Below are 24,057 nucleotides of genomic sequence, written 5' to 3'. Positions count from 1 at the left end.
AAAAAACTGCTATCCACCATTTTTAATCTGAGGAAAAGGGGATGCCTCATGGATTGGTCTGTCATCGTGGAGTATAAGGATTTGTTCATCCGAGGGCTATTTTATACAACCATATTAACAATTGGGGCAGTATTGACGGGTCTCGTGATTGGGTTGTCATTGGGGTTGATGCGGTTATCGAAGAAGTTAGTCCTTTATTTCCCGGCAAAATTGTATATCGATATTTTTCGAGGAACGCCTCTCTTATTACAGATCCTATTTATTCACTTTGCTGTTCTGCCAGAGGTAGCGAAGGTTTTTGGATTAAGTAGTCCAGATGCAATCTTATCGGGTTTTGTTGCCCTTTCTTTAAACGCAGGTGCCTACATTGCGGAAATTTTCCGCGGGGGTATACAATCGGTCGAAAAAGGTCAAATGGAAGCGGCACGTTCTCTAGGAATGTCGCATACACAAGCGATGCGCCATATTATTTTGCCGCAAGCCTTTAAACGTATGCTTCCTCCCCTTGGGAATGAATTTATCGCGTTGCTTAAGGATTCATCCCTTGTCAGTGTGATTGCGGTCAATGATCTGATTTATGCTGCACAAACCACTGCCAAGGTGACGTGGGAGAGATGGGTACCTTATATCACAGCCGGTGTGCTTTATTTTATCCTTACCTACCTGTTGTCGAGGGTCGTTTTCTGGTTAGAAAAACGGTATAGCACCGAAGGAGAAGGTAACCTAGATGATACAAATTGAAGGATTACACAAGCGATTTGGTAAGCTAGAAGTGCTCAAGGGGATTGACCTTCAGATTCGCAAAAAAGAAGTTGTCTCCATTATTGGTCCCAGTGGTTCAGGGAAAAGCACCTTGTTACGCTGTATGAACCTATTAGAAGAAGTGTCTGCTGGAAAAGTGATGGTTGATGGACAGGATTTAACCAGCACACATACCGATATGAATAAGGTGCGAACAGAGATGGGGATGGTTTTTCAACAATTTAACCTCTTTCCTCATAAGCGGGTCATTGATAATATTGCTCTGGCCCCGATGGAGGTTCGTAAATGGAAGCGAGACAAAGCTGAAGAAAAGGCATATGCCTTGCTTGAAAAAGTGGGATTACGGGAAAAGGCAAATAGTTGGCCAAGTCAACTTTCAGGTGGACAGATGCAAAGGGTTGCCATTGCGCGTGCGTTAGCGATGGATCCGAAGGTGATGCTCTTTGATGAACCGACATCGGCATTGGATCCGGAGATGATTGGCGAGGTGCTAGCAGTAATGAAGGCGCTAGCAAAGGAAGGAATGACCATGGTAGTGGTAACGCATGAGATGGGATTTGCTCGGGAAGTATGTGATCGCGTATTGTTTATGGATGAAGGAATCATTGAAGAAGAGGGTTCACCTGAACAATTGTTTTCTCATCCCAAAAAAGAGAGAACTCGGTCATTTCTGGGTAAAGTTCTCTGAGAAAAAATCTCCAATTAAAGTGTTTTTTCCTTGACTTTCCCTGAAGACGGGTGCTATAGTGTAGTGGCATGGAGAAGGGCTACATACTCTTTTACATGTGCATCACATTATGAAGGGATTGTTCTTATGCTGGGCAAAGTTAAATGGTTCAACGCGGAAAAAGGTTATGGTTTTATCGAGCGTGATGGTGGCGAAGACGTATTCGTACACTATTCTGCCATCCAAGAAGAAGGATTTAAATCGCTTGATGAAGGTCAAAGCGTAGATTTTGAAATCGTAGACGGACCGCGTGGACCCCAAGCTTCTAATGTAACGAAGGCCCTATAATCTAACATCGATTTCAACCCCTCTGGTGAGAACTAGGGGGGTTTTGGTTTTGGACGCACGCGCTACCCTTTGTTTGTCGCCATTTGTCGGAATCGTGTCGATTGGCATAAATTTCTGTTTAAATTTCGTTCAAAAAGGGAGGTATGTTTCTGAAAAAACGGGAATACATACAGTAGAAAGCGAGGAGGGGGAATCGCTTAATGAAATATAATGTGCGTGGGAACAACATTGAGTTGACTGATGCTCTCCGTGAGTATGTCGAAAAGAAACTGAGCCGGATGGAGAAGTACTTTGACTCCACCCAAACAACAGAGGCATTCGTTTCGATGAGTGTATTCAAAGACGAACACAAAGTGGAAGTGACTGTACCTTTTCCAGGTGTTTTGGTTCGTGCGGAAGAGGCTTCTGAGAATATGTATGCATCGATTGATAAGGTGCTTGAGAAATTGGAACGCCAAATCCGTAAATATAAGACGAAGGTCAACCGGAAGTTCCGGCAAGATAGCACACTTCGTAGTTTTGAAAATGGGTCATCCCCTGAAGCGCAGACAGCGACACTCGATGAGGAAGAGGATAATGAGTTTCAAGTCGTGCGTACGAAGCGCTTTAATTTAAAACCGATGGACATGGAAGAGGCGATCATGCAGATGGATATGCTGGGTCATAACTTCTTTGTCTTCTCAAATGCAATTACGGATCAGGTGAATGTGGTTTACAAACGGAATGATGGCCGATATGGTCTCATCGAACCGGAATGAGATCGGCGGCTTTTTCACCAAAAAGTAGCGGCTGTGGCCGCTACTTTTTGGTGTGGTTGATTAACCTTTTGTGAAAAGATGAAAATGAGGTCCTTTTTTTGTTAAACTAATAGATAGTATCTTCCATTCGGACATCCATTCGGAAATGAATTCAAACATGCCCTAATGGGTGTTAAGATGAGTACCTGAGCCTCATGAAAGGGATGACGGCTGATGTTAAATTTATTACGAAAAATATTGCCTAATGCGAATGAACGAGAATTAAAGCGGTGTTATCGAATTGCCGATCACATCGAGGAATTGGAAACAGACATTTCACCTCTCACCGATGAACAACTACGTGAGAAAACTGAAGAATTTAAAAAGCGTTTTGCTGATGGCGAAACCTTGGATGATCTTCTGCCCGAAGCCTTTGCGGTTGTACGTGAGGCAGCAAAACGTGTTTTGGAAATGCGTCATTTCTATGTCCAATTGGTTGGTGGAATTGTTCTACACAATGGAGACATTGCAGAGATGAAGACTGGGGAAGGGAAAACCTTGGTTTCAACGTTGCCGGCTTATCTAAATGCATTGTCTGGTGAAGGAGTGCATGTTGTTACCGTCAACGATTACTTGGCTCGTCGGGATAAAGAATGGATGGGTCAGGTTTTTCAATTCCTTGGCTTGACCGTGGGATTAAATTTACCTGATCTCTCTAGTGAAGAAAAGCGCGAGGCTTATCAAGCGGATATTACCTTTGGAACAAATAATGAATTTGGTTTTGATTATTTACGGGACAATATGGTGCTTTATCCTGAACAAATTGCCCAGCGAAAACTCTCCTTTGCCCTCATTGATGAAGTGGACAGTATCTTAATCGATGAAGCGAGAACTCCCCTCATTATTAGTGGGCAAGCCAATAAAGCCACCGACCTCTATTATGCAGCCGATAAGGTAGTCAGCCGTTTGAAAGAGGAAGAGGATTATACCGTCGATATTAAGACCAAGAGTGTTACGCTTACGGAGAAGGGTGCCGATAAAGTAGAGACCTTCCTCGGTGTGGAAAACCTCTTTGATGCAAAAAACATCACCGTAAACCATCATATCCAGCAAGCGCTTAAGGCGCATGTCATTATGAAGCGGGATTATGATTACGTGGTAAATGAAGATGGCGTGGTCATCGTGGATGACTTTACGGGTCGGTTAATGCAAGGTCGTCGTTACAGTGATGGTCTACACCAGGCGATTGAAGCAAAAGAAGGGTTGCAAGTGCAACGAGAATCGATGACGTTGGCTACGGTTACCCTGCAAAATTATTTTCGTCTGTATGATAAGCGGGCGGGGATGACCGGGACGGCAAAAACGGAGGAAGAAGAATTCCGTAAAATCTATGGCATGGATGTTGTCCAAATTCCTACGAATAAAGAGATGCAGCGGAAGGATCATTCTGATGTGATCTACAAATCGGAAAAAGGGAAGCATCAATCGGTCGTGGATGAAATTGTGAAGCGGCATGCGACAGGGCAACCGCTTCTCGTCGGTACCGTTTCCATTGAAAAATCAGAACAGATTTCCAAACTGCTGAAGAAGCGGGGCATCCCGCATCAGGTTCTTAATGCGAAAAACCATGCGAAGGAAGCGGAGATTATCTCTCAAGCTGGGCAACGTGGTTCAGTTACGATTGCAACCAATATGGCCGGCCGGGGGACTGATATCGTACTTGGTGAGGGTGTGGATGAGTTAGGTGGCTTGCATGTGATGGGGACGGAGCGACATGAAAGTCGTCGAATCGATAACCAGCTTCGCGGTCGGGCAGGTCGTCAAGGGGATCCAGGATCCTCCCAATTTTATCTGTCCTTTGAGGATGATCTCCTCCGTCGCTTTATACCAGAATCCTTTCAAACACGGATTATGAATATGAAGATTGATGAAGATACTCCGATTGAGGGACCAGGCATTACTCCAGCGATTGCGAATGCGCAAAAACGGGTGGAAGGAAACAACTTTGATGCTCGTCGTTGGGTATTGCAGTATGATGATGTTCTCAATCAACAACGGGAGATTATCTATGGGCAACGCCGGCAAGTATTAACGGGTGATTTGGCAGAGCTGCGAGAAATTGTTTTGGGTATGGGTAAAGGGTTAACGCAACATACGGTCGATGCCCATCTCTCAGATGATGACCTCCCAGAAGAGTGGGATATGGAATCCCTTGCAGATTATCTGCGAAATAACCTCTTTAATGAGGATGAAGAGCTTAATGTGGATGAGTTGGAAGGGTTAGAAAAAGGAGAATTGGTCACTGAGATTTATGAGCAATTTGAAGAAGCCTTTAAGGCACGGGAGGAATTATTAGGTCCAGAGCGAATGGAGGATTTCTCTAAAGTTGTGATGCTTCGCACGGTCGACCGAAAATGGATGGATCATATTGATGCAATGGATCAGTTGCGTGAAGGAATTCATCTACGTGCCTATGGACAAAATGATCCTTTGCGTGAATATCAATTTGAGGGACATGAAATGTTCCAAGAGTTGGTGCATGAAATCCAAGAAGAAGTTGTCCATTATGTGATGAAGGCAGAGTTTGAAGAGGATGAAGAGATCGAACGAGAAGAAGTGGCTACCCAACAAACGACTTCGGGTGGCGGTTCCCCCAGTAGTGAGGCTGAAGCTCCGAAAAAAGAGCCGATTCGTAAATCGGATAAAGTAGGGAGAAATGAGCCTTGCCCGTGTGGTAGCGGGAAAAAGTATAAACATTGTTGTGGTAAAGCCGTGAAAACTGGCTGACCTTATCAGGTCTCACCAGGGATCAGTTGATCCCTGGTGTTTTATGGTTGGGTTTGATATGATTCCGGTGGTACGTATTGAATGTCAAGGAGAGGGTAAGAGATGTTAATCAGTGAGTTACGGCAAGAGCTTACCAATACAGCCAAGCGTTTGGCGGATATCAGGGGGTCTCTTTGACCTCCCTAACAAAGAAAAACGGGTAGAAGAACTGGATCGAGAAATGACAGATCCATCGTTCTGGAATGATCAGGCATATGCGCAAAAGGTGATTGATGAATCCAACCGGTTAAAAGCACAGGTGCAAGGTGTGAAGGAGTTAGAAGCCGGACACGAAGATTTGGTTGTTATGGCGGAATTAATCGCAGAAGAGAACGATGATACATTGCTAGATGAAGCCGAAGAAGGGGTTAACGAACTGAAGAAGACACTGGATGTATTTGAACTCAACCTTCTTCTTTCTGAACCCTATGATAAAAACAATGCGATATTAGAACTTCACCCAGGAGCAGGAGGTACCGAATCTCAGGACTGGGCTGAAATTCTCTTGCGTATGTATACTCGCTGGGCAGAGCGTCGTGGCTTTAAAGTAGAGACGCTCGATTATTTACCCGGAGATGAGGCGGGTGTAAAGAGTGTAACCCTCCTCATTAAAGGACACAACGCCTATGGGTACTTGAAGGCCGAAAAGGGAGTCCATCGATTGGTGCGGATTTCTCCCTTCGATGCCTCCGGGCGTCGCCATACTTCCTTTGTATCGGCCAATGTGGTTCCGGAGATTGACGATGATGTCGAAATTGATGTACGGACGGACGATTTAAAAATCGATACCTACCGTTCGAGTGGTGCAGGTGGACAGCACGTGAATACGACAGATTCTGCTGTGCGCATCACACACCTTCCTACCGGTGTGGTGGTTACCTGTCAGTCTGAACGTTCCCAGATTAAAAACCGTGAACGAGCGATGAAGATTCTAAAGGGTCGATTGTTAGAGAAGCAATTGGAAGAGAAGAAACAACACCTACAAGATATCCAGGGGGAACAATCGGATATTGGATGGGGTAGCCAGATTCGTTCTTATGTTTTCCATCCTTACAGTATGGTGAAAGATCATCGGACTTCGGTAGAGTCAGGCAACGTGCAGGGTGTTGTCGATGGGGATCTGGATGCCTTTATCGAAGCGTACCTAAGAAAAATGATTGATGTTTCATAAAGTGAAATAAAGAGATGCCCCCTGGTTGCCTATGTATTCATGGCAATAAGGGGGCATTTTTCATTGAAACAAAAGGATTCTTAAATGGATTTTATGATTGATAACCAAAACTTCTTACGGGAAGAATAGCAACGATCTCGTGAAAGGGGTGGGCCGGAAGTGTCTCCAATCGGAAAAAAATATCGATGGCTGATTTCATGGATCATCGCCCTTTTTAGCATGAACCTTCCTTTGTCAGCATCTGCAGCGTATATCACATCGGAACAGGCCTGTAAGGATGCGAGATGTTGGCGGTTTTCTGCAAATGTGGAATATATCCCAGGAAAAAATGATGCCTTGCAACAAGGAAAAGTCTTCTACTTTAATGGGAAGCAGGGAAACCGGTTAGAAGGAAAGCTGTCTTCCGAAGCAGTACCATCCGAAGTAGTAACCGAGGTATATGATGAAAAATATCGTCCACTTTTTCAACGTGTGGTGAAAGCGAAGGGGAAGTCTGTTCATTTTTCGCTTCCCTTTCATGAAGTAGGAAAAGGGAAGCGATGCGTGTTTATCTATTTTCGCCAAGGGGGACCGAACACACGGTTAGAGGGGACATTGTGGTATTAACTTACATAGGATTCATTAAGAATCGGAATGTGCGAAGAGTGGATAAACGGCTTATTAGCGATTGATTTCCCTTTACGTAGATGAATCGTTCATCATTAACGTCCTCTACATTGACAGCCAGTGGTTGACTCGTACACGGAAAGGTCCTCGGAATTTAAATACAAGAAATAACCACACGTATCAATATGGAGTACTTGTTCGTGTGGTTATTTGGATTGGAGTCAAATTTAATGATGTTGTGCCACAAACCAAGTGCGGTTAAAGCGGTGAGTGAATAGATCTTCTTGGGGAATGCAAAAGTAGAGCATTCCCAACCCTGTCCCCTCATGCTCAAGAAGGCTCGTGTCTACTTGGAGAAGTAATACCCAATCATCGGTTGGAATACCTGAATGCTGAGAGCATTCCTGAATAACATTACCGGATATCTCCAGGGGTTGGCCAAAGGCTTGGTGGTCCCCATCCTCTCGTTCTTCAAGATCATAGAGTTGATCCATTAGATGGAAATATAGCTCATTCATATCGGTTGATGCTTCCACATCAGGCAGTTGTTTTTCCAGTGAAAACGTGATCGATCGCTCCGGAATTAATAACTCCCGGGACATTTCATCGGGAAGGAGCGCCGGTCGGAGGTCTGCTCCCATCGCTTCCCGATAAAAGACAACCCAGGCATCAGGTGAAGGTGGTGTTGGGCGATGGATATCATCCAAGGAAATAAAAAAGTAGAGCATCCCCCTTTTGGGAAGGGAGCTCACCGTGCCAGTTGCAGCAAGTTCCTCAAGATTGTACTGGGCAAGGAAACTGAGCATGCGACCAGGTACTTCTGGATACCGTTCATCCATCGGCAAGTCGGGGTATCCGCCAAATTTAGATGTGCCGATAGGCAGATCCTCCTCTTCCGCTCCTGGTTGTATTTGAAGATAAGGGATGAGCGTGGAAAGAATCTCCTCTTCCATCTCTTCCAAACCACTTTCAGTTAATACATGACGAATCTTATTTTCTATAGGTTGGGACATTGAACCATCGCTCCCTTCTCATCATCTTAACGCTTGACCCACATCCTAGAAGTCGCTGTCTCTATTTTACCTGAAAAGGGGGAGTCTCTCCAGGGAGGGTTACAGAGGTGAAAGCAGGTATACTTTTGTGTTAAGATCCAGGTATCTAAAAATGGGTAGAAGGAACCATGTACCCATGATTCGTGTGGAAGGATTGGGAGGGATAATGTTTGCAAATTAAGTCGATTGAGCCTACACCAAGTCCTCACTCCATGAAAGTGAATTTGGACCAAAAGGTATCAAAAGGAGCGACTTATACGGTTGATCGCAGTGAGGATGCTCCGGAGTATGTGAAGCATATTCTTGCGATTCAAGGTGTGAAAAGTATTTTTCACGTGGCAGATTTCTTAGCGATCGATCGGGATCCAAAAGTGGAGTGGCAACAAATTCTCCCACAAGTACGAGAAATTTTTGGGGAGAAGTCATCGGCAAAATCCTCTGAAGAAGGAACATCTTCTTCCACTGAGGAAGCCTTTGGTGAAGTGAAAGTGTTTTTACAAACCTTTCGCGGTCTCCCTATTCAATTAAAATTGGTCTCCTTTGGTGAGGAGAAGCGGTACTCTCTTCCGGAACGGTTTGCTAAAGCCGTAATGGAAGCGCAATCTGCTTCAGCGAATATGGTGATGGAACGTAAGTGGGAAGAGCGTGGTGTCCGATATGGAGAGTGGGATGAAGTAGGAAATGAAGCCGTACAAGAGATTGCGGCTGCCTATGATGATGCTCGTTTGCAAGAATTAATTAAGCAAGCCTTTGCTCAAGGGCCTGGAGATGCCTCACCCATGAAGCGGCATTCTTATCCGGTCACACTAGAGATGATGGAGGACCCTGATTGGAGAAAGCGTTATGCCGCTTTAGAGCAGATGAATCCAACGCTCTCCGATTTACCTGTCTTATCCCAAGCACTGTCGGATGAAAAGGCAACGATTCGTCGCTTGGCAGTCGCCTATCTGGGAAGTATTGAAGAGAAGGAAGTGCTTCCCCTCCTATTGAAGGCCATGCATGATCCGTCAGTTACCGTTCGCCGAACAGCAGGAGACTGCTTATCGGATTTAGGTGACCCCGAAGCGACACCTGTGATGATTGAAGCGTTACGTGATCCGAGTCGGTTAGTTCGATGGCGTGCAGCCATGTTTTTATATGAATCAGGGGATACCCGAGCCATTTCGGCGTTAAGCGATGCGCAAAATGATTCGGAGTTTGAAGTAGCGATGCAAGCACGAATGGCATTGGAGCGCATTGAAAAAGGCGATGAAGCAAGTGGTTCCGTGTGGCGACAAATGACCAATCGGAATCAATCATCGGAGGGGTAAGGGAAGTGTAATAAGGATTGCGTACAATGATCCGCCTCTTCTATTCTAGTGGATTGTAAAATGAAAATTGGGTTGGGTCGACATAGGGTGATTTGGCCTTAACAAGAACGGTGGATATCATCTGATATCCACCGTTCTTGTATTCCATCCCAGGTCATAAGCATTTTCTTCGGTCGTCCGATGAGAAGAGAGTATTTCCTACTCTCGCAAGTCTGACTTGGATTTGATAGAATCATAGTAACTCTATAAAAGCCGAAGATACAGGAGTTGTGAAGGGAACGTAGAGTTTTTTTGCTGTGGAGGTAGCGAGATTATGGGCAGGAGACTGATTTCGCCAGTAAATCCCTATACCCAACGGATTTTTCCAAGGGCCTTCATGTATGGGAGTGCTAAGATGAGTCGTTCCTCGATTGTATGGGTCCAGTTCTGTTGCGGAAAGAACCAGAGATCAATTTGGACAAACCTTGGTCATTTAGACGAATCATAAAAACATGCGAAATCAAGTCAATCTCATGAGTGGAGGCGAAAATGCATGGAATGGAAAAATATTGTTGTCGAAAAAGAGAGTGGTTGGGCACTTGTCACCATCCGTCGTCCAAAGGTTATGAATGCCCTTAATCAGGAAACGTTGCAAGAATTGAGTGAAGTATTGGATACGCTTGAAAATGATGAGGATGTTCGTGCTTGGATTTTGACAGGTGAAGGCGAAAAGGCCTTTGTAGCAGGTGCAGACATTAAGGAACTACGTGAAGTGCCTACCTCTGCCGAGGCGGAGCGATTGGCAAAGCGTGGACAGGCACTCTTCTCTCGCATTGAAGACTCGGCTAAACCGGTGATTATGGCAGTGAATGGGTTTGCTCTCGGAGGTGGGTTTGAACTGGCGATGAGTGGAGACATTTTATTGGCTGCAGAAAATGCTCGGTTTGGACTACCTGAGATCAATCTGGGTGTATTACCTGGATATGGCGGGACACAACGATTGGCTCGTTTGGTTGGTAAGACGACAGCTAAATATCTATGTTTAACAGGGGAAATGATCCCTGCCCAAGAAGCCCTTCGTATTGGATTGGCGCAAAAAGTCGTTCCAGGGGATCAATTGTTGGCAGAAGCGAAGAAATTGGCGAGTTTGTTAGCGACAAAGGCCCCAGTCTCGATGACAGCGATTAAAAAGACGATCAATCAGGGTGTAGAGACACATCTTTCAGTGGGGTTATCGTTAGAAGCCTCACAATTTGGCGTTGTTTTTAATACAGAGGATCGCCTAGAAGGTATGGATGCTTTTTTAGAAAAGCGTAAACCCACTTTTAAAGGCCGTTAAGTGCGAAAAATCGACCCGTTATGAACACGGAGTAAAACTTGTCGTTTCCCGGGAAATAATTGTTCGAAGGACCGTTAATTGCTGAAGCTTCGACAGGAAAATTCGCTCCCTTTGACAGCGTCTGAAAACCTTTCTCCGTACCCTTGATGACACTGGGCGAATGACAAGCATTTGCTGACCTGTTGCGATCGCGATAGGTATGAGGAGGAAGATATGATGAAAATGGTGAGTGAAGTCGTCCATACAGTTCCTACTTATCTATGGGCCCTTCTTTTATTCGTTGTGGTAGGTGGCGTCATAGTTAGTCAATTAAGTATTCGAAGGCGATCTGCAGAAGTGAATGAATTACAACGTGCCTTCGATGAGCCGTACACTCCCTTAGGGGAGAAAAAGAAACCTTCTTTGGATGACTGATGGAGAGTAGTTAGTGAATATCTAGGCACCATCCGGTGGAAGCCGGTATGAAAACGTCGGGTAAGGTGACCGGCGTTTTTTTTTGTGAAAAATTTGGGGTGTAATGGGATTGGTGAAGATTTGGCCTCCTGTACACCTCCAAATGCAGGTTATTCAACACGCCTGATCTCTATCCCTTATCAAAATAAAGGATCAGTATTTATTAATTATTTGCAGCGACATGCTTCCTTGTTATGATTCTCAATGAACGCTATGTAATTTCTGTTTAAGCTCAAATAGGGTATAATCAAATGACAAACTGACAAGATATTGGGGGAACTTTAAAAAATGAGAGGTTCCATGTGGAGATCAGTGCTAGTAGGAGCGTTCATAGTGGTTTCATTAACGGCGTGTAATCAAGAGCAAAGCAAAAATAACCAATCGTCAGCTTCCGCTTCACCAAAACAAGTATTTAGTAACAATTGTTCGAGTTGTCACGGGGAACAACTGCAGGGTGGGATGGGTCCCGATATCAGTAAAGTAGGAGAGCGTTATTCGGCGAAGGAGATCGCTGCGATCATTGAACATGGTCAAGGGCAAATGCCTCCGCAAAACCAACTGGAAGCGAAAGATCGGGAGAAGCTTGCTCAATGGCTTGCCCAAAAAAAATAGACGGTACGAATATCACAATGCTAGAAAATTAGCGGGTCTCTAAGACAATCACCTTGGTTGGGCACATTAAAAATGCCAAACCAAGGTGATTTATTTTATGGGTATAAATTGATGATAATCATATGGATATGCAAAAAAAATAAGCGATAAATAACGACGGGTCGAAAATTAATTGATGATTATAAAAATTATTACAGGGAAGAACTCCCTGAACAAAGGGTGAATTTCTCATTGAATAAATATTAATTGAGTTGTATAATCATACGAAATCGATTTTTTGGAGGAGAGAAGAATGAAAGTAGCCGTACTTGGGGCATCGGGTTATGGCAGTGCTGAATTGATCCGGTTGTTAGAAAACCACCCCCATGTTGAGATCGAAGCACTGATTTCTTCCTCCCAAGAGGGAGAAGGGTTGATGAATGTTTATCCACACCTTTCTCATATAAATAGGACCTTGGAAAAATGGGATGTAGAACAACTTTCCTCTCGGGTGGATGCGGTCTTTTTCGCGGCACCTGCTGGCGTGAGCAGTCAGCTGTTGCCAGAGGTTGTGGAACGTGGATTGATTGCTATTGATCTAGCGGGTGATTTTCGGTTAACACCAGAGGAGTACCGCGTTTGGTATGGGAAAGAACCTGCTATGAATTCATGGATAAGCAAAGCGGTGTATGGGTTGAGTGAATGGAATCGAGAGGAAATAAAAACCGCACGCTTACTAACCAATCCTGGTTGTTATGCCACAGCGACTTTACTAGGGCTTTTGCCACTAGCAAAGGCTGGAGCGATCGCGAAGGGGCCCCTTATCATCGACGGAAAATCGGGGGTATCTGGCGCCGGTCGCGGATTACAAACCAATCGTCTCTTTAGTGAGGTAGAGGGAAATCTTTTCCCATACAAGGTAGCGGAGCATCAACATACCCCGGAAATTGAGCACTATCTTGAGCGGATGGGTGGTGCTTCCCACGTAGTTACGTTTACGCCACAAATCGTGCCAATGAGTCGAGGGATTCTTGCGACGATTTATGCCCCGGTAGAAGCGGGATGGACGACTCATCAATTGCGGGAAGCCGTTGCAACTACCTATCATGAGCATCCATTTATTCGCTTATGTGAGCGAGGTCGTTGGCCGCGTACAAAGGACGTTACTGGCAGTAATTTTTGTGATTTGCAGGTCAAAGTGGATGAGCGAACAGGGATGATCATCACGGCGGTAGCGATTGATAACTTGATGAAGGGAGCAGCGGGCCAGGCGGTACAAAATCTGAATATCATCATGGGTTGGCAAGAAACAATGGGCTTAAAAATGTTGCCGCTGTATCCGTAAAGGAAACGGACGGAGAGGAGATAAGAACGGATGGATTCTATGGCATGGGTGGAACCCCATGAGAAAAAAAGTACTTTTACACAAGTGAAGGTGCCTACGATTACATCCCCTAAAGGTTTTACTGCATCCGGCTTACATGCGGGGATTAAACGCAAACGAAAAGACCTTGGCATGATTTATTGTGAGGTCCCGGCAGCTGCTGCCGTGGTTTATACGACGAATGCCTTTCAAGCGGCACCACTGGTGGTCACTCAAGATGGTATGAAAGTCGATGGGTATATGCAAGCGATTCTAGTTAACAGTGGAAAAGCCAATGCATGTACTGGAGAACCTGGCCTTCAAGACGCTTATCAGATGAGACAGTCGATTGCCACGGAGATGGGATTACCAGCATATCGAGTTGGAATTGCCTCTACGGGTGTTATCGGTGAACGAATTCCTATGGAACCACTGACGCGTGCCGTTCCTACATTGGTTGAGCAATTGGGAAAAGAAGGGGGCGATCCTTTTTCCCAGTCGATTTTAACGACGGATACAGGGGTGAAGGTTGTTGAAGTGCGCTTCTTTATTGATGGCAAAGAAGTACGCATTAGTGGAGTTGCCAAGGGGTCGGGGATGATTCATCCCAATATGGCAACCATGCTTGCCTTTATGACAACAGACGCTGTCATTGAACCTTCCCTACTACAAACCCTGCTTCGAGAGGTAACCGATGAGACGTATAACATGATTACAGTGGATGGCGATTCCAGCACAAATGATATGGTCGTTGCCATGGCAAGTGGGATGGCGGGCCATCGAAATCTTACACCAGAACATGAGGATTGGCTCACCTTTCAACAGGCATTTGCCTTTGTCTCAAAGGAACTCGCTCGGATGATTGCAAGGGATGGCGAAGGAGCGACCCGATTAGTTGAGGTGGAAGTAAAGGGGGCACGCACCTTAAAAGAGGCCCGGCAAGCTGCTAAAACGGTTGTGGGTTCGAGTTTGGTGAAAACGGCGGTATATGGGGCAGATCCTAACTGGGGCAGAATTCTTTCTGCAATTGGTTATAGTGATGCCACGGTTGTCCCCTCCCATACGCGTGTGTGGCTCGGTGATGTGGTCGTTGTTGATGGGGGGACCTCTGCCATCTATGATGAGAAGTTGGCTCGTAAGGCATTAGAACAGTCGGTGGTTCAAATCAAAGTGGATCTTGGTGCAGGCAAAGAGAGAGCGACTGCGTGGGGGTGTGATCTCACATATGATTATGTGCGCATCAATGCGAGTTACCGTACATGAATCGGGAGAAGGAGGCAGAAGCAATGAAGCGGGTTGTGATTAAAATTGGCGGAAGTGTATTGGAAAAGCTGGATGCTGCCTTCTTTTTAACGTGTGCTTCCCTGATTGAAAAGGGATGGTATCCGATGATTGTCCATGGAGGCGGGCCAGTGATCAATCAAATGCAGAAGCGTTTTGGACAGTCCCCTAATTTTGAAGAAGGTCTACGTGTGACGGATGATGCCTGCATGGAAGTCGTGGAGATGGTGTTATGTGGACGGGTGAATAAAATGCTGGTGAGTCAGTTGCAACAAGCTGGAACGAAAGCGGTTGGTATTTCGGGGGTAGATGGATCCCTTTTACAAGCTAGTCAGAAAGATCCCCGTCTTGGTTGGGTGGGGAATGTGGAGAGGGTAGAACCGCATCTACTGGAAACCTTGCTTTCTGAAGACTGGTTGCCAGTGATCGCTTCTCTGGGGGCAGATGCCAATGGACAACATTTTAACATCAATGCCGATAGTGCCGCGGCTGCTATCGCAGGGGCGATGAAAGCTGAAAGGCTTATCTTAGTTACGGATATGCCGGGGGTGTTGGATGGGCAAGGGGGGCGAGTATCCGAGCTGACTCCCACAAGGATTGCCAAGATGATAGAGGATGGAGAGATCCATGGGGGGATGATTCCAAAAGTAATGGCTGCATTGAGCGGACTCGCATCCGCCCAGGAGGTGTTCATTGTGGATGGGAGCAATACCCGATCCGTTGATGAAATGATCACAGGAGCCCATGGAACACGGATCAGGAAGGAGGAGACAGGAGATGGGGCTATTTCCTACCTATCAAAAAAGTGAAGTTCATGTCACCAGAGGGGAAGGGGCTTGTCTTTGGGATGAGCAGGGACGTTGCTATCTGGATTTTACTTCTGGGATTGGAGTGTGTAACCTTGGGCACGCCCATCCCCGGGTAAAGGACGCACTGATTAATCAAGCCTCCAAACTGTGGCATATCTCTAACCTCTTTCCCATTCAGGGACAAAAAGAAGTAGCCTCGACTCTCTTTCGTGGGACGGGTCTTGCCAATGCTTTTTTTGCGAACAGTGGTGCGGAGGCGAATGAAGCGGCGATCAAATTGGCGCGTCGTTGGGGACATCAAGTCAAAGGAGTTTCTCGGCCAGAAATACTCACCTTCTACGCATCCTTTCATGGCCGTACGTTAGCTACGTTAACAGCGACTGGACAAGAGAAGGTACAGGAGGACTGCGGCCCTCTTCCAGAGGGTTTTGCTTATGCCTTTTACAATGACATCGCCTCAGTAAAGGAGTCTGTAGGGGGAGAAACCGTTGCTATTCTCTTGGAGATCATTCAGGGAGAGGGGGGGATCCAGCCTGGAGAAATTGCTTTTCTGCAGGAGATCGAAGCCCTTTGTCGCGAGCGAGGGTATCTGCTCATGGTGGATGAAATCCAAACGGGATTGGGCCGAACCGGAAAGCTTTTTGCCTATCAAGAGGTAGGGATTCAACCGGATATAGTGACCTGTGCAAAGGGGCTGGGCAATGGTTTTCCAGTGAGTGTTATGTTGGGACGATCAGGGTTGGAGACATTCTTGGGTCCAGGAAGCCATGGGACGACTTTTGGTGGAAATCCACTGGCAATGGCGGTCGCTGGTGCGGTTTTGCAGGAAATGATGGAGACACCTTTGCTCGCGAAGGTGGAAGAGATCGGGGAATACCTAGGTGAGAAGCTCCAAGAAAGGCTTCTTTCCCTATCAGGTGTAAAGGCGATCCGCGGTCGCGGAATGATGTGGGGTGTTGAATTGGATACGCCAGTGGCTCCTTTTGTAAAAGTCTTGGCTGAACAGGGTCTCTTGGTTCTTACCGCGGGTCCAAGAGTGCTCCGATTGCTACCTCCTCTGATTATCACCAAAGAGCAAGTGGATCAGGCAGTCGACATCATCGTTACAACTTGGAGGCAGGTGGAAGTGGATGAAAGCTTATCTGGTATTTGAGGATGGTGAAACCTTCCAAGGTGAGTGGATCGGTACTCCCAAAACGGTTTCAGGCGAAGTGGTATTTACAACAGGAATGACGGGTTATCAGGAGGTCATGACGGATCCCTCCTATGCCGGTCAGATCGTGATCTTTACGTATCCCATGATTGGTAATTATGGTTTGGTCGCTGGCGAGAGTGAAAGTCATTTTCCCCCTTGTACGGGGGTGGTTATGAGTGAATGTTATCACGAGAAAGAACTAGGCAATTGGTTAGATCAGCATGGGGTGCCTGGAATCACGGGAGTGGATACACGGGCGGTAGTTAAAAAAATACGCGCCAAAGGGGCGATGCGAGGGCAGATCCATTCGAATCCGATTTATATGGAATTGAGGGAAGTATTACCGGATTCAATTCAGTGGGTGCAATCAGTGAGTGTGGATGAACCGGTGTTTTATAAGGCGAGTAATCCCCATGCTCCCCATGTTCTATTGATCGATTTTGGATATAAGGCATCGATCCTGGGATCGTTACAACAACTTGGCTGTAAAGTGACGGTGGTTCCATGGCATTGGTCGGTGGAAGAGATCCTTAAATTGCATCCAGATGGTCTCCTTTTTTCCAATGGACCAGGTGATCCGAAGGCACTTATACCCTGGCTGGAGGGGTGGAAAAGCTTAGCGATGCAGCTTCCTACTTTGGGGATTTGTTTGGGTCATCAGGTGTTGGCGATGGCTTTTGGTGCAAGGACCAAGCGACTTCCCTTTGGGCATCGTGGGAGCAACCATCCTGTACGTAATCAACAGACCGGCGAGGTTTGGATTACCTCACAGAACCATGGTTATACCGTGTGTGAAGATAGCTTGGATCCTGGGCAATGGATTTGGACCCATATCCACGGAAATGATGGATCAGTAGAGGGACTCATGCATCAAATTTATCCAGTAACGACAGTGCAATTTCATCCAGAAGCACACCCGGGTCCCAGTGATGCAGCCGGTTTGTTTCATCAATTTGTTGAGCAAGTGATGGAAAAGAAAGAGGTGAAGGGGGTTGGGTAAACAGAGAAAATGGGAGAGTGTACTCGTGATCGGGTCGGGTCCGATTGTTATTGGGCAAGCGGCGGAGTTTGATTATGCGGGGACACAAGCGTGTCTTGCCCTGAAGGAGGAAGGCATTCGAGTGATTCTCGCTAATAATAACCCAGCGACGATCATGACGGATGAAGAAGTGGCGGATGTCTTATACATGGAGCCACTTACTGCCGATGTGTTGTCAAAAATTATTGAGCAGGAACGACCCCAAGGACTATTAGCGACCATGGGTGGACAAACGGGACTCAACCTTGCAATGGAGCTGACAGAACAGGGAATATTGCAACAATACGGAGTGGAATTACTCGGGACACCTGTTGAGACCATCCGCAAAGGAGAAGATCGGGAAGCTTTTAAAGTGATGATGGAGGAAATCGGAGAGCCCGTTCCCAAGGGGCGCACGGTTGATAGTGTGAAGGATGCTCTTCGCTGTGCTGCAGAGATCGGTTATCCGGTTGTAATTCGTCCAGCGTATACACTCGGCGGATTTGGTGGTGGTACCGCAGAAGATCAAGAATCGCTAGCTCAAATTGTACGACAAGGGTTGGCAGCCAGTCCGATACAGCAGGTTCTTATCGAACAAAGTATCTTAGGGTGGAAAGAACTCGAGTACGAAATGATGCGAGATGCTTTTGGTACCTGTATCGCTGTGTGTAACATGGAAAATATAGATCCGGTCGGTACCCATACAGGGGATTCGATAGTTACGGCTCCTTCCCAGACATTGACCGATCGGCAATATCAATTATTGCGTAGCGTCGCCATTAAAGTAATACAGGAACTGAAGGTGGTGGGTGGATGTAACATTCAGGTTGCTCTTCATCCCGAAACCAGCGAGTATGCCATTATTGAAGTGAACCCGCGGGTGAGTCGCTCCAGTGCACTTGCTTCAAAAGCGACAGGTTATCCCATCGCGCGCTTGGCTACAAAACTATCGATTGGATATCGTCTGGATGAATGCATGAATCCGGTGACCGGTCATACCAATGCCTGTTTTGAACCAACGTTAGACTATGTGGCTGTGAAGATGCCTCGTTGGCCCTTTGATCAGTTTCCTGAAGCCAATCGTCGTTTGGGTACGCAAATGAAAGCTACCGGAGAAGTAATGGCTCTGGGGCGAAATTTAGAGACGGCCTTATATAAAGCGATACGTTCCTTGGATATGGGGAGATTCTCGCTCCTTTCCCAAGTAGAAAAGAGATGGACGGATGAAGAGCTGACAAAAAGGTTGGAATTCCCTGATGATCAGCGATTCTTTGCGCTAGGCGAAGCATTCCGTCGCTCTTGGAGCCTGGAGAAGGTGCAACGTTTGACTGGAATCTCTCAATATTTTTTAGAAAAAATAGGCGAGATGGCAGCATTAGAGTTGAACCTTGCTCAGTATGACTGGGCATCCGTACCGTATGCGCTATTGAAAAAGGCCAAGGGAATGGGTGTAGCCGATGCTTTTCTCGCTGGGCTCTATCAGGTGAAAGAGTCCATGTTGCGAAATCGGTGGCAACAGCTCAAATGGCAGCCTTCCTATAAATGGGTCGATACCTGTGCTGGGGAATTTAAAGCAGAGACGCCGTACTTCTATTCGTCCTGGCAAGGGGAAGATGAAGTAGCGATTTCTGCAGCGGCCCGTCGCGTCATGGTCATAGGCTCAGGCCCCATCCGTATTGGACAGGGAATCGAATTCGATTATTGCTCAGTGCATGCTGCAAAATCGTTACATCGGCATGGTGTGCAATCGGTGATTGTTAATAACAATCCAGAAACGGTGAGTACCGATTATATCACCGCAGACCGTCTCTACTTTGAACCATTGACGGTAGAGGATGTGGTGGCGATTGCCTTTAAAGAGCAGATTGATGGGGTGTTGGTCCAATATGGTGGGCAAACGGCAATCAAATTGATCAAAGGGTTAGAAGAAGCCGGGTGTACCATTTTGGGTACCTCTGCAGAAACGATCGACCGTGTGGAGGATCGCCAGCGATTCTATGAACTGCTACGAGGGTGTGGCATTCCACATATCGCTGCTCGAACAGCGTCAACACCTGAAGAGGTGATGGGGTTAGCGGAGGAGATTGGCTATCCGATTTTACTGCGTCCGTCCTATGTGATAGGGGGTCGTGGAATGCAGGTACTTCGGAATCCCCAGCAGTTGAGTGAATGGATGGATACGGGAAACCACAAGCTCTCAAAGGAGATCTATCCACTGTTGTTGGATCGCTATGTGGAAGGGATTGAAGTAGAAGTTGATGCTGTGACTGACGGAATTGATTTTGTTATTCCTACCTTGGTGCAACACATCGAACGTGCGGGCGTACATTCAGGTGATAGTCTCTCCATGTTAGCAACACCAGACCTTCAAGGTCACCAACGCGAAAAAATCGTCGCATATACCGCGCGTCTTGTGAAAGTTCTTTCTCATGTCGGTCTTTTAAATATTCAATTTGTCGTAACACCGGATGATGTCTTCGTGCTCGAAGTAAATCCGCGGGCTTCGCGTACGGTTCCTGTAATCAGTAAGGTAACAGGAGTTCCCATGGTGGATTGGGCAACCCGTGTGCAATTGGGAGAAGCATTGGCTTCCTTTGCACCCGTGGGGTTATTACCGCCTCCCAAAGAATGGGCGGTCAAGGGTTCGGTCTTCTCCAATACCAAACTCCCTGGTGTTGATCCTGCCCTAGGGCCGGAAATGCGGTCAACCGGTGAGGTGTTAGGATTAGGGGCAACCCTGCAAGAAGCGATTGCCAAAGTGCTTCCCTGGACACTCGGGACAAAAATCCCACCTTTGCATTCGGAGACGGCCCTTTTGCTTTCGGTTGCAGATAGCCAGAAGGAAGAGTTGACGTCCTTGCTTCCTGAAGTATTACGAAAGGGACTCACCTTATATGCTACACCGGGAACCGCCGACTGGATTGAGAAAAAGTATAAGGTGAAGACAAAAGTTCTCCCCCAAGCTGATTGGGTTAATTGGTTCCAAACTCCAGGAGCGAAGGTCATCTTTAACCTCCCCACCCAGGGGGGAGACGCCACAAGGGGTGGATTTCAATTGCGTCGATTTGCCCAAGAATGGCAAGTGCCTTGTTTTACTTCTCCGGATACCTTTACGTGGTTGTTCCAAACAGAGGAATGGCGACAGGTCTCCACGTGGACGATTCAACCTCTGTCGACCTTTCAAGGAAAGGAAATGATGAACCGATGAACCCAACCCAGCCCACTTGGATGGAGTACCCCCCTTCTCTATCTGGAAGGGACTGTTTACACCTGTCTGAATATACTCCGCAAGAGATCGAAGCGCTTCTCTCTTTGGCTCTTGAATGTAAAGAAAAACATAAACGAGGGGAAGTGTGGCAACCTTTACTTGGGAAAACTTTAGCCATGATTTTTGATAAACCTTCCACGCGTACACGGATATCCTTTGAAGCTGGGATGGCTCAATTGGGGGGGCATGCCCTTGCTTTGGATCGCAATCACTTACAACTGGGTCGAGGGGAGTCCATTGCAGATACTGCACAGGTATTTTCTGGTTTGGTGGATGGCATTTTGATTCGAACACACCGTCATCGGGATGTTGAGGAACTCGCTGACTATGCTTCGATCCCTGTGATTAATGGGCTAACGGATTTGCATCATCCTTGTCAGGCCCTTGCTGATTTGCTCACGCTGAAAGAGGTAAAGGGAAATCTAACGGGGAGAAAACTGGTGTACGTAGGAGATGGGAATAATGTCTTGCATTCCCTAGCAGAAGCGGCGGCTCACACAGGGATGCACCTTGTTGCCGCAACTCCCCCTGGCTATGAACCGCAGGGCAGTATCTTGGCGAAAGCAAAGGAAATTGCTAAACAGACAGGTGCCACAATTACCTGTACCCATGATCCAATGGAAGCGGCAGTTAACGCGGATGCAATCTATACAGATGTGTGGGCAAGTATGGGGCAGGAAGAAGAGAAGGGCAAGCGAGAGCGAGACTTTGAAGGATATCAAGTAAACGAAACCCTTATCAAACAAGGTAAGCCCGACGTTACGTTTCTACATTGCCTTCCCGCATATCGAGGGCTGGAGGTTTCACGTGAAGTAATTGATGGTCCTCATTCCGTTGTCTTTCAACAAGCAGAAAACCGACTGCACGCGCAAAAAGCCCTTCTTATGATGGTGCTAGGGTAATTGTAAGTCTAGCTGCGTGGGATGTTTCCATCATGAATGATTGATATAGAAAGGATGCACGCCTGTAAGAGCCTTCAGACGAAGGCTCTTACTTGCTGAGAAAGGAATGTGTTTCGGTATGATATAATTTAGTGTATTTCTCATTTTTTTGTGATCGATCGATCCATTTACTAACAGAGATATAAAGTTAACGAAGGTTCGATATTCGGAGTTCATCGAAAGCGAAAGAAGGTATGGGGGTGTAGGTCAGACAAGTTTTCGGCTGTGGATGGTGGCGATAACCGATTCCGGTACGGTACATTCGTGGGATGAATGGGGGAAGGTTAGCTTGATTCAATTGGAATATCGACTATATGACAAGATCAAGTCCCATCCACTTTTATATACCTATGAGAATGTGGATGAAGAAGAAGTCTCTGCTCGTATGGTATGTGATTGGTTTATAAAAGAGAATCAGGTCTTTGAACGGATGACGGTCGAAATGGCACCCCCGCGATGCATTATTTATGTACGTGCGGCGGTGGAAGAAGAAGTGATCAACCGGGAAGTACTTACGCATCCAGAATGGCAAGGCATGCGCCTGGAAGTTCGTCAATTTAAGGAAACCGCTATGATTTATCCTCTTATCGAGACCATCCATTTTACGCGAACGAGTTCGCTTCGCCTCTATATACAAAGTGATTATGTGTTCCTGCAAGATCAAAAATGGGAGAAGACCTCTGCGGAAATTGATGAAAACCGACGCGTATTTGTTTTATATGTCCGACCTGTCGGATAAGGAGGATATCGTTATGGAAGAAAAATTTAGCTTGTTAGAAAGGATTGCGGAAAAAGAACGAGAAACCAAGTATTCCAAACGTTTAACAAGTCTTTTTGCTGCGGCGATGTTCATTGTGGCGACGGGATGTTCCGATGATGAGGCGGATTGTGTCGATAAAAATCAGGATCACTATTGTGATAAGGAAACCTGTGAAGATGATGATCAAGATGGTGTTTGCGATGAGGGTAATGGCCGCACAGGAGGCGCCTATTATTATAAAAATGGGAAAAAGGTGTATAAGAAAATTTCAGGGATCTCCTCCGGTTCAAAAAAAGGAGGAATTGGTAGTTATTCAAGGAGCGGTGGGGGATGAGTAAGTTAAAAACTTCCTATAAGAGCTGTCGGCGGGAAATCTATGAACCGATGCAGAGAGAAGGTGTTTTTACGTGGGATCGGTGTCATGGAGCAGAGTATGCATTAGCTCAACCCGCCCCGATTTCAAAATCCTTGCGAAATGAGATGGCCGATGCGACTGAAGCGTTGGGGGCAATCTTTGCGCGAGTGACGAAGGTTGTGCAAGGCGGGGGAGTCTCTCTTCTACAAGAACTAGGTTTACCCGAAGCGACTTGGAAAGCCGTGCGGGTGGGGATGAATCATGAAAACGCGGTTACATTGATTGGTCGTTTTGACTTTGCGATGACGGATGTGGGTTTGAAAATGTTGGAGTTCAATAGTGATACCCCTACTGGAATTGTAGAAGCATTCTATGTCAATCAACGAGTATGTACTGCCTGGAGCGTACCTTCTCCAAATGAAGGCGAGGATCTCCGCCTGAAAGAAGCATTTACTAATTATTTATCACGGCTTCGCCAACAGGGAAAACAGGTGGATCAGGTGGTGTTTAGTTCCCTTGGATGGCATGAGGAAGATGCAGGTACAACACGATATTTAATGGAGCAATCGGGAGTGCATGCTCAATTTATCCCCCTCGATGAGTTGCGTGTATCGGGAGATCGTCTTTATACTTCCAATGAGGATCCGAGTGGGGTTGATGTGTGGTACCGTCTACATGCCCTAGAAATTTTGGCAGAGGAGACGGAGCAAGATGGGTATCCCACAGGGAAGCATGTGTTGGACCTTATTGCCCATGAAAAACTTTCTCTAATTAACCCTCCCTCAGCCTTTATCGCCCAGACAAAAGCGCTGCAGGCGTTGATATGGAATCTCTATGAGGCGAAGGTATTTTTAACGGAAGAGGAGTGCGAGACGGTCAGGAAGTATATGTTGCCTACTTATCTTTACAATGCATTTAAAGGCCGTACCGCCTATGTCGTTAAGCCCATCTTTGGACGAGAGGGTGGTGGTGTTCTTCTCTGTGATGAAGACGGAAATGTTCATCATCGAGATGGGGAAAAAAATGATTGGGAACAGTCAATGATCTGGCAGGAACGTGTATCGATGGAAGAAGTGGAAGCGGAAACATTAGCAGGGACTTTTCGTGGTCAACGATTGTGGGGGTCGTTTTTAATTGATGGAAAAGCCTCAGCAATTCTTGCCCGCTTAGACGGTCCGATCACGGGGAATCTTGCATTTTATCAGCCGATTTTCCTGACAAACTAA

The 24,057-nt window shown here is 46.4% G+C and carries 22 protein-coding genes; 21 read left to right on the top strand and 1 reads right to left on the bottom strand.

Annotated elements, in window-relative coordinates; genetic code table 11:
• The first annotated feature begins 48 nt into the window (after positions 1 to 48).
• The 7 genes from CHX35_RS01315 (at position 49) to CHX35_RS01285 (ending at position 7,117) form a co-directional block, all read left to right on the top strand.
• On the top strand, positions 49 to 741 hold the full coding sequence (locus CHX35_RS01315; RefSeq protein WP_091832660.1) for an amino acid ABC transporter permease: 693 nt from the start codon (positions 49 to 51) through the stop codon (positions 739 to 741).
• On the top strand, positions 728 to 1,450 hold the full coding sequence (locus CHX35_RS01310) for an amino acid ABC transporter ATP-binding protein (protein WP_091832657.1): 723 nt from the start codon (positions 728 to 730) through the stop codon (positions 1,448 to 1,450). Before CHX35_RS01315 ends, CHX35_RS01310 begins: the two co-directional genes overlap by 14 nt.
• A 126-nt stretch (positions 1,451 to 1,576) precedes the next feature.
• Positions 1,577 to 1,777 (top strand): cold-shock protein, encoded by a 201-nt coding sequence (locus tag CHX35_RS01305; protein ID WP_091832654.1) that lies wholly within the window; start codon positions 1,577 to 1,579, stop codon positions 1,775 to 1,777.
• A 200-nt stretch (positions 1,778 to 1,977) separates the two neighbouring features.
• The gene (gene hpf, locus CHX35_RS01300; protein WP_091832651.1) at positions 1,978 to 2,535 is read left to right on the top strand and encodes a ribosome hibernation-promoting factor, HPF/YfiA family; all 558 of its coding nucleotides are present in this window, start codon (positions 1,978 to 1,980) and stop codon (positions 2,533 to 2,535) included.
• Between the two features lie 213 nt (positions 2,536 to 2,748).
• Positions 2,749 to 5,301 (top strand): preprotein translocase subunit SecA, encoded by a 2,553-nt coding sequence (gene secA, locus CHX35_RS01295; RefSeq protein ID WP_091832648.1) that lies wholly within the window; start codon positions 2,749 to 2,751, stop codon positions 5,299 to 5,301.
• A gap of 102 nt (positions 5,302 to 5,403) precedes the next feature.
• A protein-coding gene (prfB, locus tag CHX35_RS01290) for a peptide chain release factor 2 (protein WP_140413516.1) occupies positions 5,404 to 6,511 on the top strand; the annotation gives its coding sequence in 2 pieces (ribosomal slippage) (positions 5,404 to 5,475 and positions 5,477 to 6,511; 1,107 coding nt in all).
• A 159-nt stretch (positions 6,512 to 6,670) separates the two neighbouring features.
• The gene (locus tag CHX35_RS01285) at positions 6,671 to 7,117 is read left to right on the top strand and encodes a hypothetical protein (RefSeq protein ID WP_091832645.1); all 447 of its coding nucleotides are present in this window, start codon (positions 6,671 to 6,673) and stop codon (positions 7,115 to 7,117) included.
• Between the two features lie 227 nt (positions 7,118 to 7,344).
• Here the strand turns inward: CHX35_RS01285 and CHX35_RS01280 are convergent, their stop codons facing one another.
• Positions 7,345 to 8,130: a DUF1963 domain-containing protein gene (locus CHX35_RS01280; RefSeq protein WP_091832642.1), complete on the bottom strand. Its 786-nt coding sequence runs from the start codon at positions 8,128 to 8,130 to the stop codon at positions 7,345 to 7,347.
• A 209-nt stretch (positions 8,131 to 8,339) separates the two neighbouring features.
• On the opposite strand from CHX35_RS01280, the gene CHX35_RS01275 reads away from it, so the two are divergent.
• The 14 genes from CHX35_RS01275 to CHX35_RS01210 all read left to right on the top strand — a co-directional run bounded on the left by CHX35_RS01275 (position 8,340) and on the right by CHX35_RS01210 (position 24,057).
• Complete coding sequence (locus CHX35_RS01275; RefSeq protein WP_091832639.1) at positions 8,340 to 9,479, top strand: conserved virulence factor C family protein; 1,140 nt, start codon at positions 8,340 to 8,342, stop codon at positions 9,477 to 9,479.
• A 532-nt stretch (positions 9,480 to 10,011) separates the two neighbouring features.
• On the top strand, positions 10,012 to 10,797 hold the full coding sequence (locus CHX35_RS01270) for an enoyl-CoA hydratase/isomerase family protein (protein ID WP_091832636.1): 786 nt from the start codon (positions 10,012 to 10,014) through the stop codon (positions 10,795 to 10,797).
• 216 nt (positions 10,798 to 11,013) lie between these two features.
• Positions 11,014 to 11,211: a hypothetical protein gene (locus CHX35_RS01265; protein ID WP_091832633.1), complete on the top strand. Its 198-nt coding sequence runs from the start codon at positions 11,014 to 11,016 to the stop codon at positions 11,209 to 11,211.
• 372 nt (positions 11,212 to 11,583) lie between these two features.
• Entirely contained in the window at positions 11,584 to 11,862 is a 279-nt protein-coding gene (locus CHX35_RS01260; RefSeq protein ID WP_176391820.1) for a c-type cytochrome, read from the top strand.
• A 292-nt stretch (positions 11,863 to 12,154) separates the two neighbouring features.
• Positions 12,155 to 13,186, top strand: coding sequence for an N-acetyl-gamma-glutamyl-phosphate reductase (gene argC, locus CHX35_RS01255; protein WP_091832627.1), 1,032 nt, complete (start codon positions 12,155 to 12,157; stop codon positions 13,184 to 13,186).
• Positions 13,187 to 13,225: 39 nt separating this feature from the next.
• Positions 13,226 to 14,467 (top strand): bifunctional glutamate N-acetyltransferase/amino-acid acetyltransferase ArgJ, encoded by a 1,242-nt coding sequence (gene argJ, locus CHX35_RS01250; RefSeq protein WP_091833425.1) that lies wholly within the window; start codon positions 13,226 to 13,228, stop codon positions 14,465 to 14,467.
• Between the two features lie 23 nt (positions 14,468 to 14,490).
• The gene (gene argB, locus CHX35_RS01245; protein WP_176391819.1) at positions 14,491 to 15,294 is read left to right on the top strand and encodes an acetylglutamate kinase; all 804 of its coding nucleotides are present in this window, start codon (positions 14,491 to 14,493) and stop codon (positions 15,292 to 15,294) included.
• Complete coding sequence (locus CHX35_RS01240) at positions 15,263 to 16,447, top strand: aspartate aminotransferase family protein (protein ID WP_091832621.1); 1,185 nt, start codon at positions 15,263 to 15,265, stop codon at positions 16,445 to 16,447. Before argB ends, CHX35_RS01240 begins: the two co-directional genes overlap by 32 nt.
• Positions 16,425 to 17,489, top strand: a complete 1,065-nt coding sequence (locus tag CHX35_RS01235; protein ID WP_091832618.1) for a carbamoyl phosphate synthase small subunit — start codon at positions 16,425 to 16,427, stop codon at positions 17,487 to 17,489. Before CHX35_RS01240 ends, CHX35_RS01235 begins: the two co-directional genes overlap by 23 nt.
• A complete protein-coding gene (gene carB, locus CHX35_RS01230) occupies positions 17,482 to 20,715 on the top strand; it encodes a carbamoyl-phosphate synthase (glutamine-hydrolyzing) large subunit (RefSeq protein WP_091832615.1) in 3,234 nt (1,077 codons plus the stop codon). Before CHX35_RS01235 ends, carB begins: the two co-directional genes overlap by 8 nt.
• Positions 20,712 to 21,677, top strand: a complete 966-nt coding sequence (gene argF / locus CHX35_RS01225) for an ornithine carbamoyltransferase (protein WP_245838571.1) — start codon at positions 20,712 to 20,714, stop codon at positions 21,675 to 21,677. Before carB ends, argF begins: the two co-directional genes overlap by 4 nt.
• Before the next feature lie 328 nt (positions 21,678 to 22,005).
• Positions 22,006 to 22,455, top strand: a complete 450-nt coding sequence (locus CHX35_RS01220) for a hypothetical protein (RefSeq protein WP_140413515.1) — start codon at positions 22,006 to 22,008, stop codon at positions 22,453 to 22,455.
• Positions 22,456 to 22,468: 13 nt separating this feature from the next.
• The gene (locus CHX35_RS01215) at positions 22,469 to 22,810 is read left to right on the top strand and encodes a hypothetical protein (protein WP_091832610.1); all 342 of its coding nucleotides are present in this window, start codon (positions 22,469 to 22,471) and stop codon (positions 22,808 to 22,810) included.
• On the top strand, positions 22,807 to 24,057 hold the full coding sequence (locus tag CHX35_RS01210) for a glutathionylspermidine synthase family protein (RefSeq protein ID WP_091832608.1): 1,251 nt from the start codon (positions 22,807 to 22,809) through the stop codon (positions 24,055 to 24,057). Before CHX35_RS01215 ends, CHX35_RS01210 begins: the two co-directional genes overlap by 4 nt.

The organism is Marininema halotolerans (assembly GCF_900116235.1).
Classification (GTDB): domain Bacteria; phylum Bacillota; class Bacilli; order Thermoactinomycetales; family DSM-45169; genus Marininema; species Marininema halotolerans.
The sequence above is the reverse complement of the archived record's forward strand: the minus strand, read 5'-3'. Positions and strand labels throughout refer to the sequence as shown.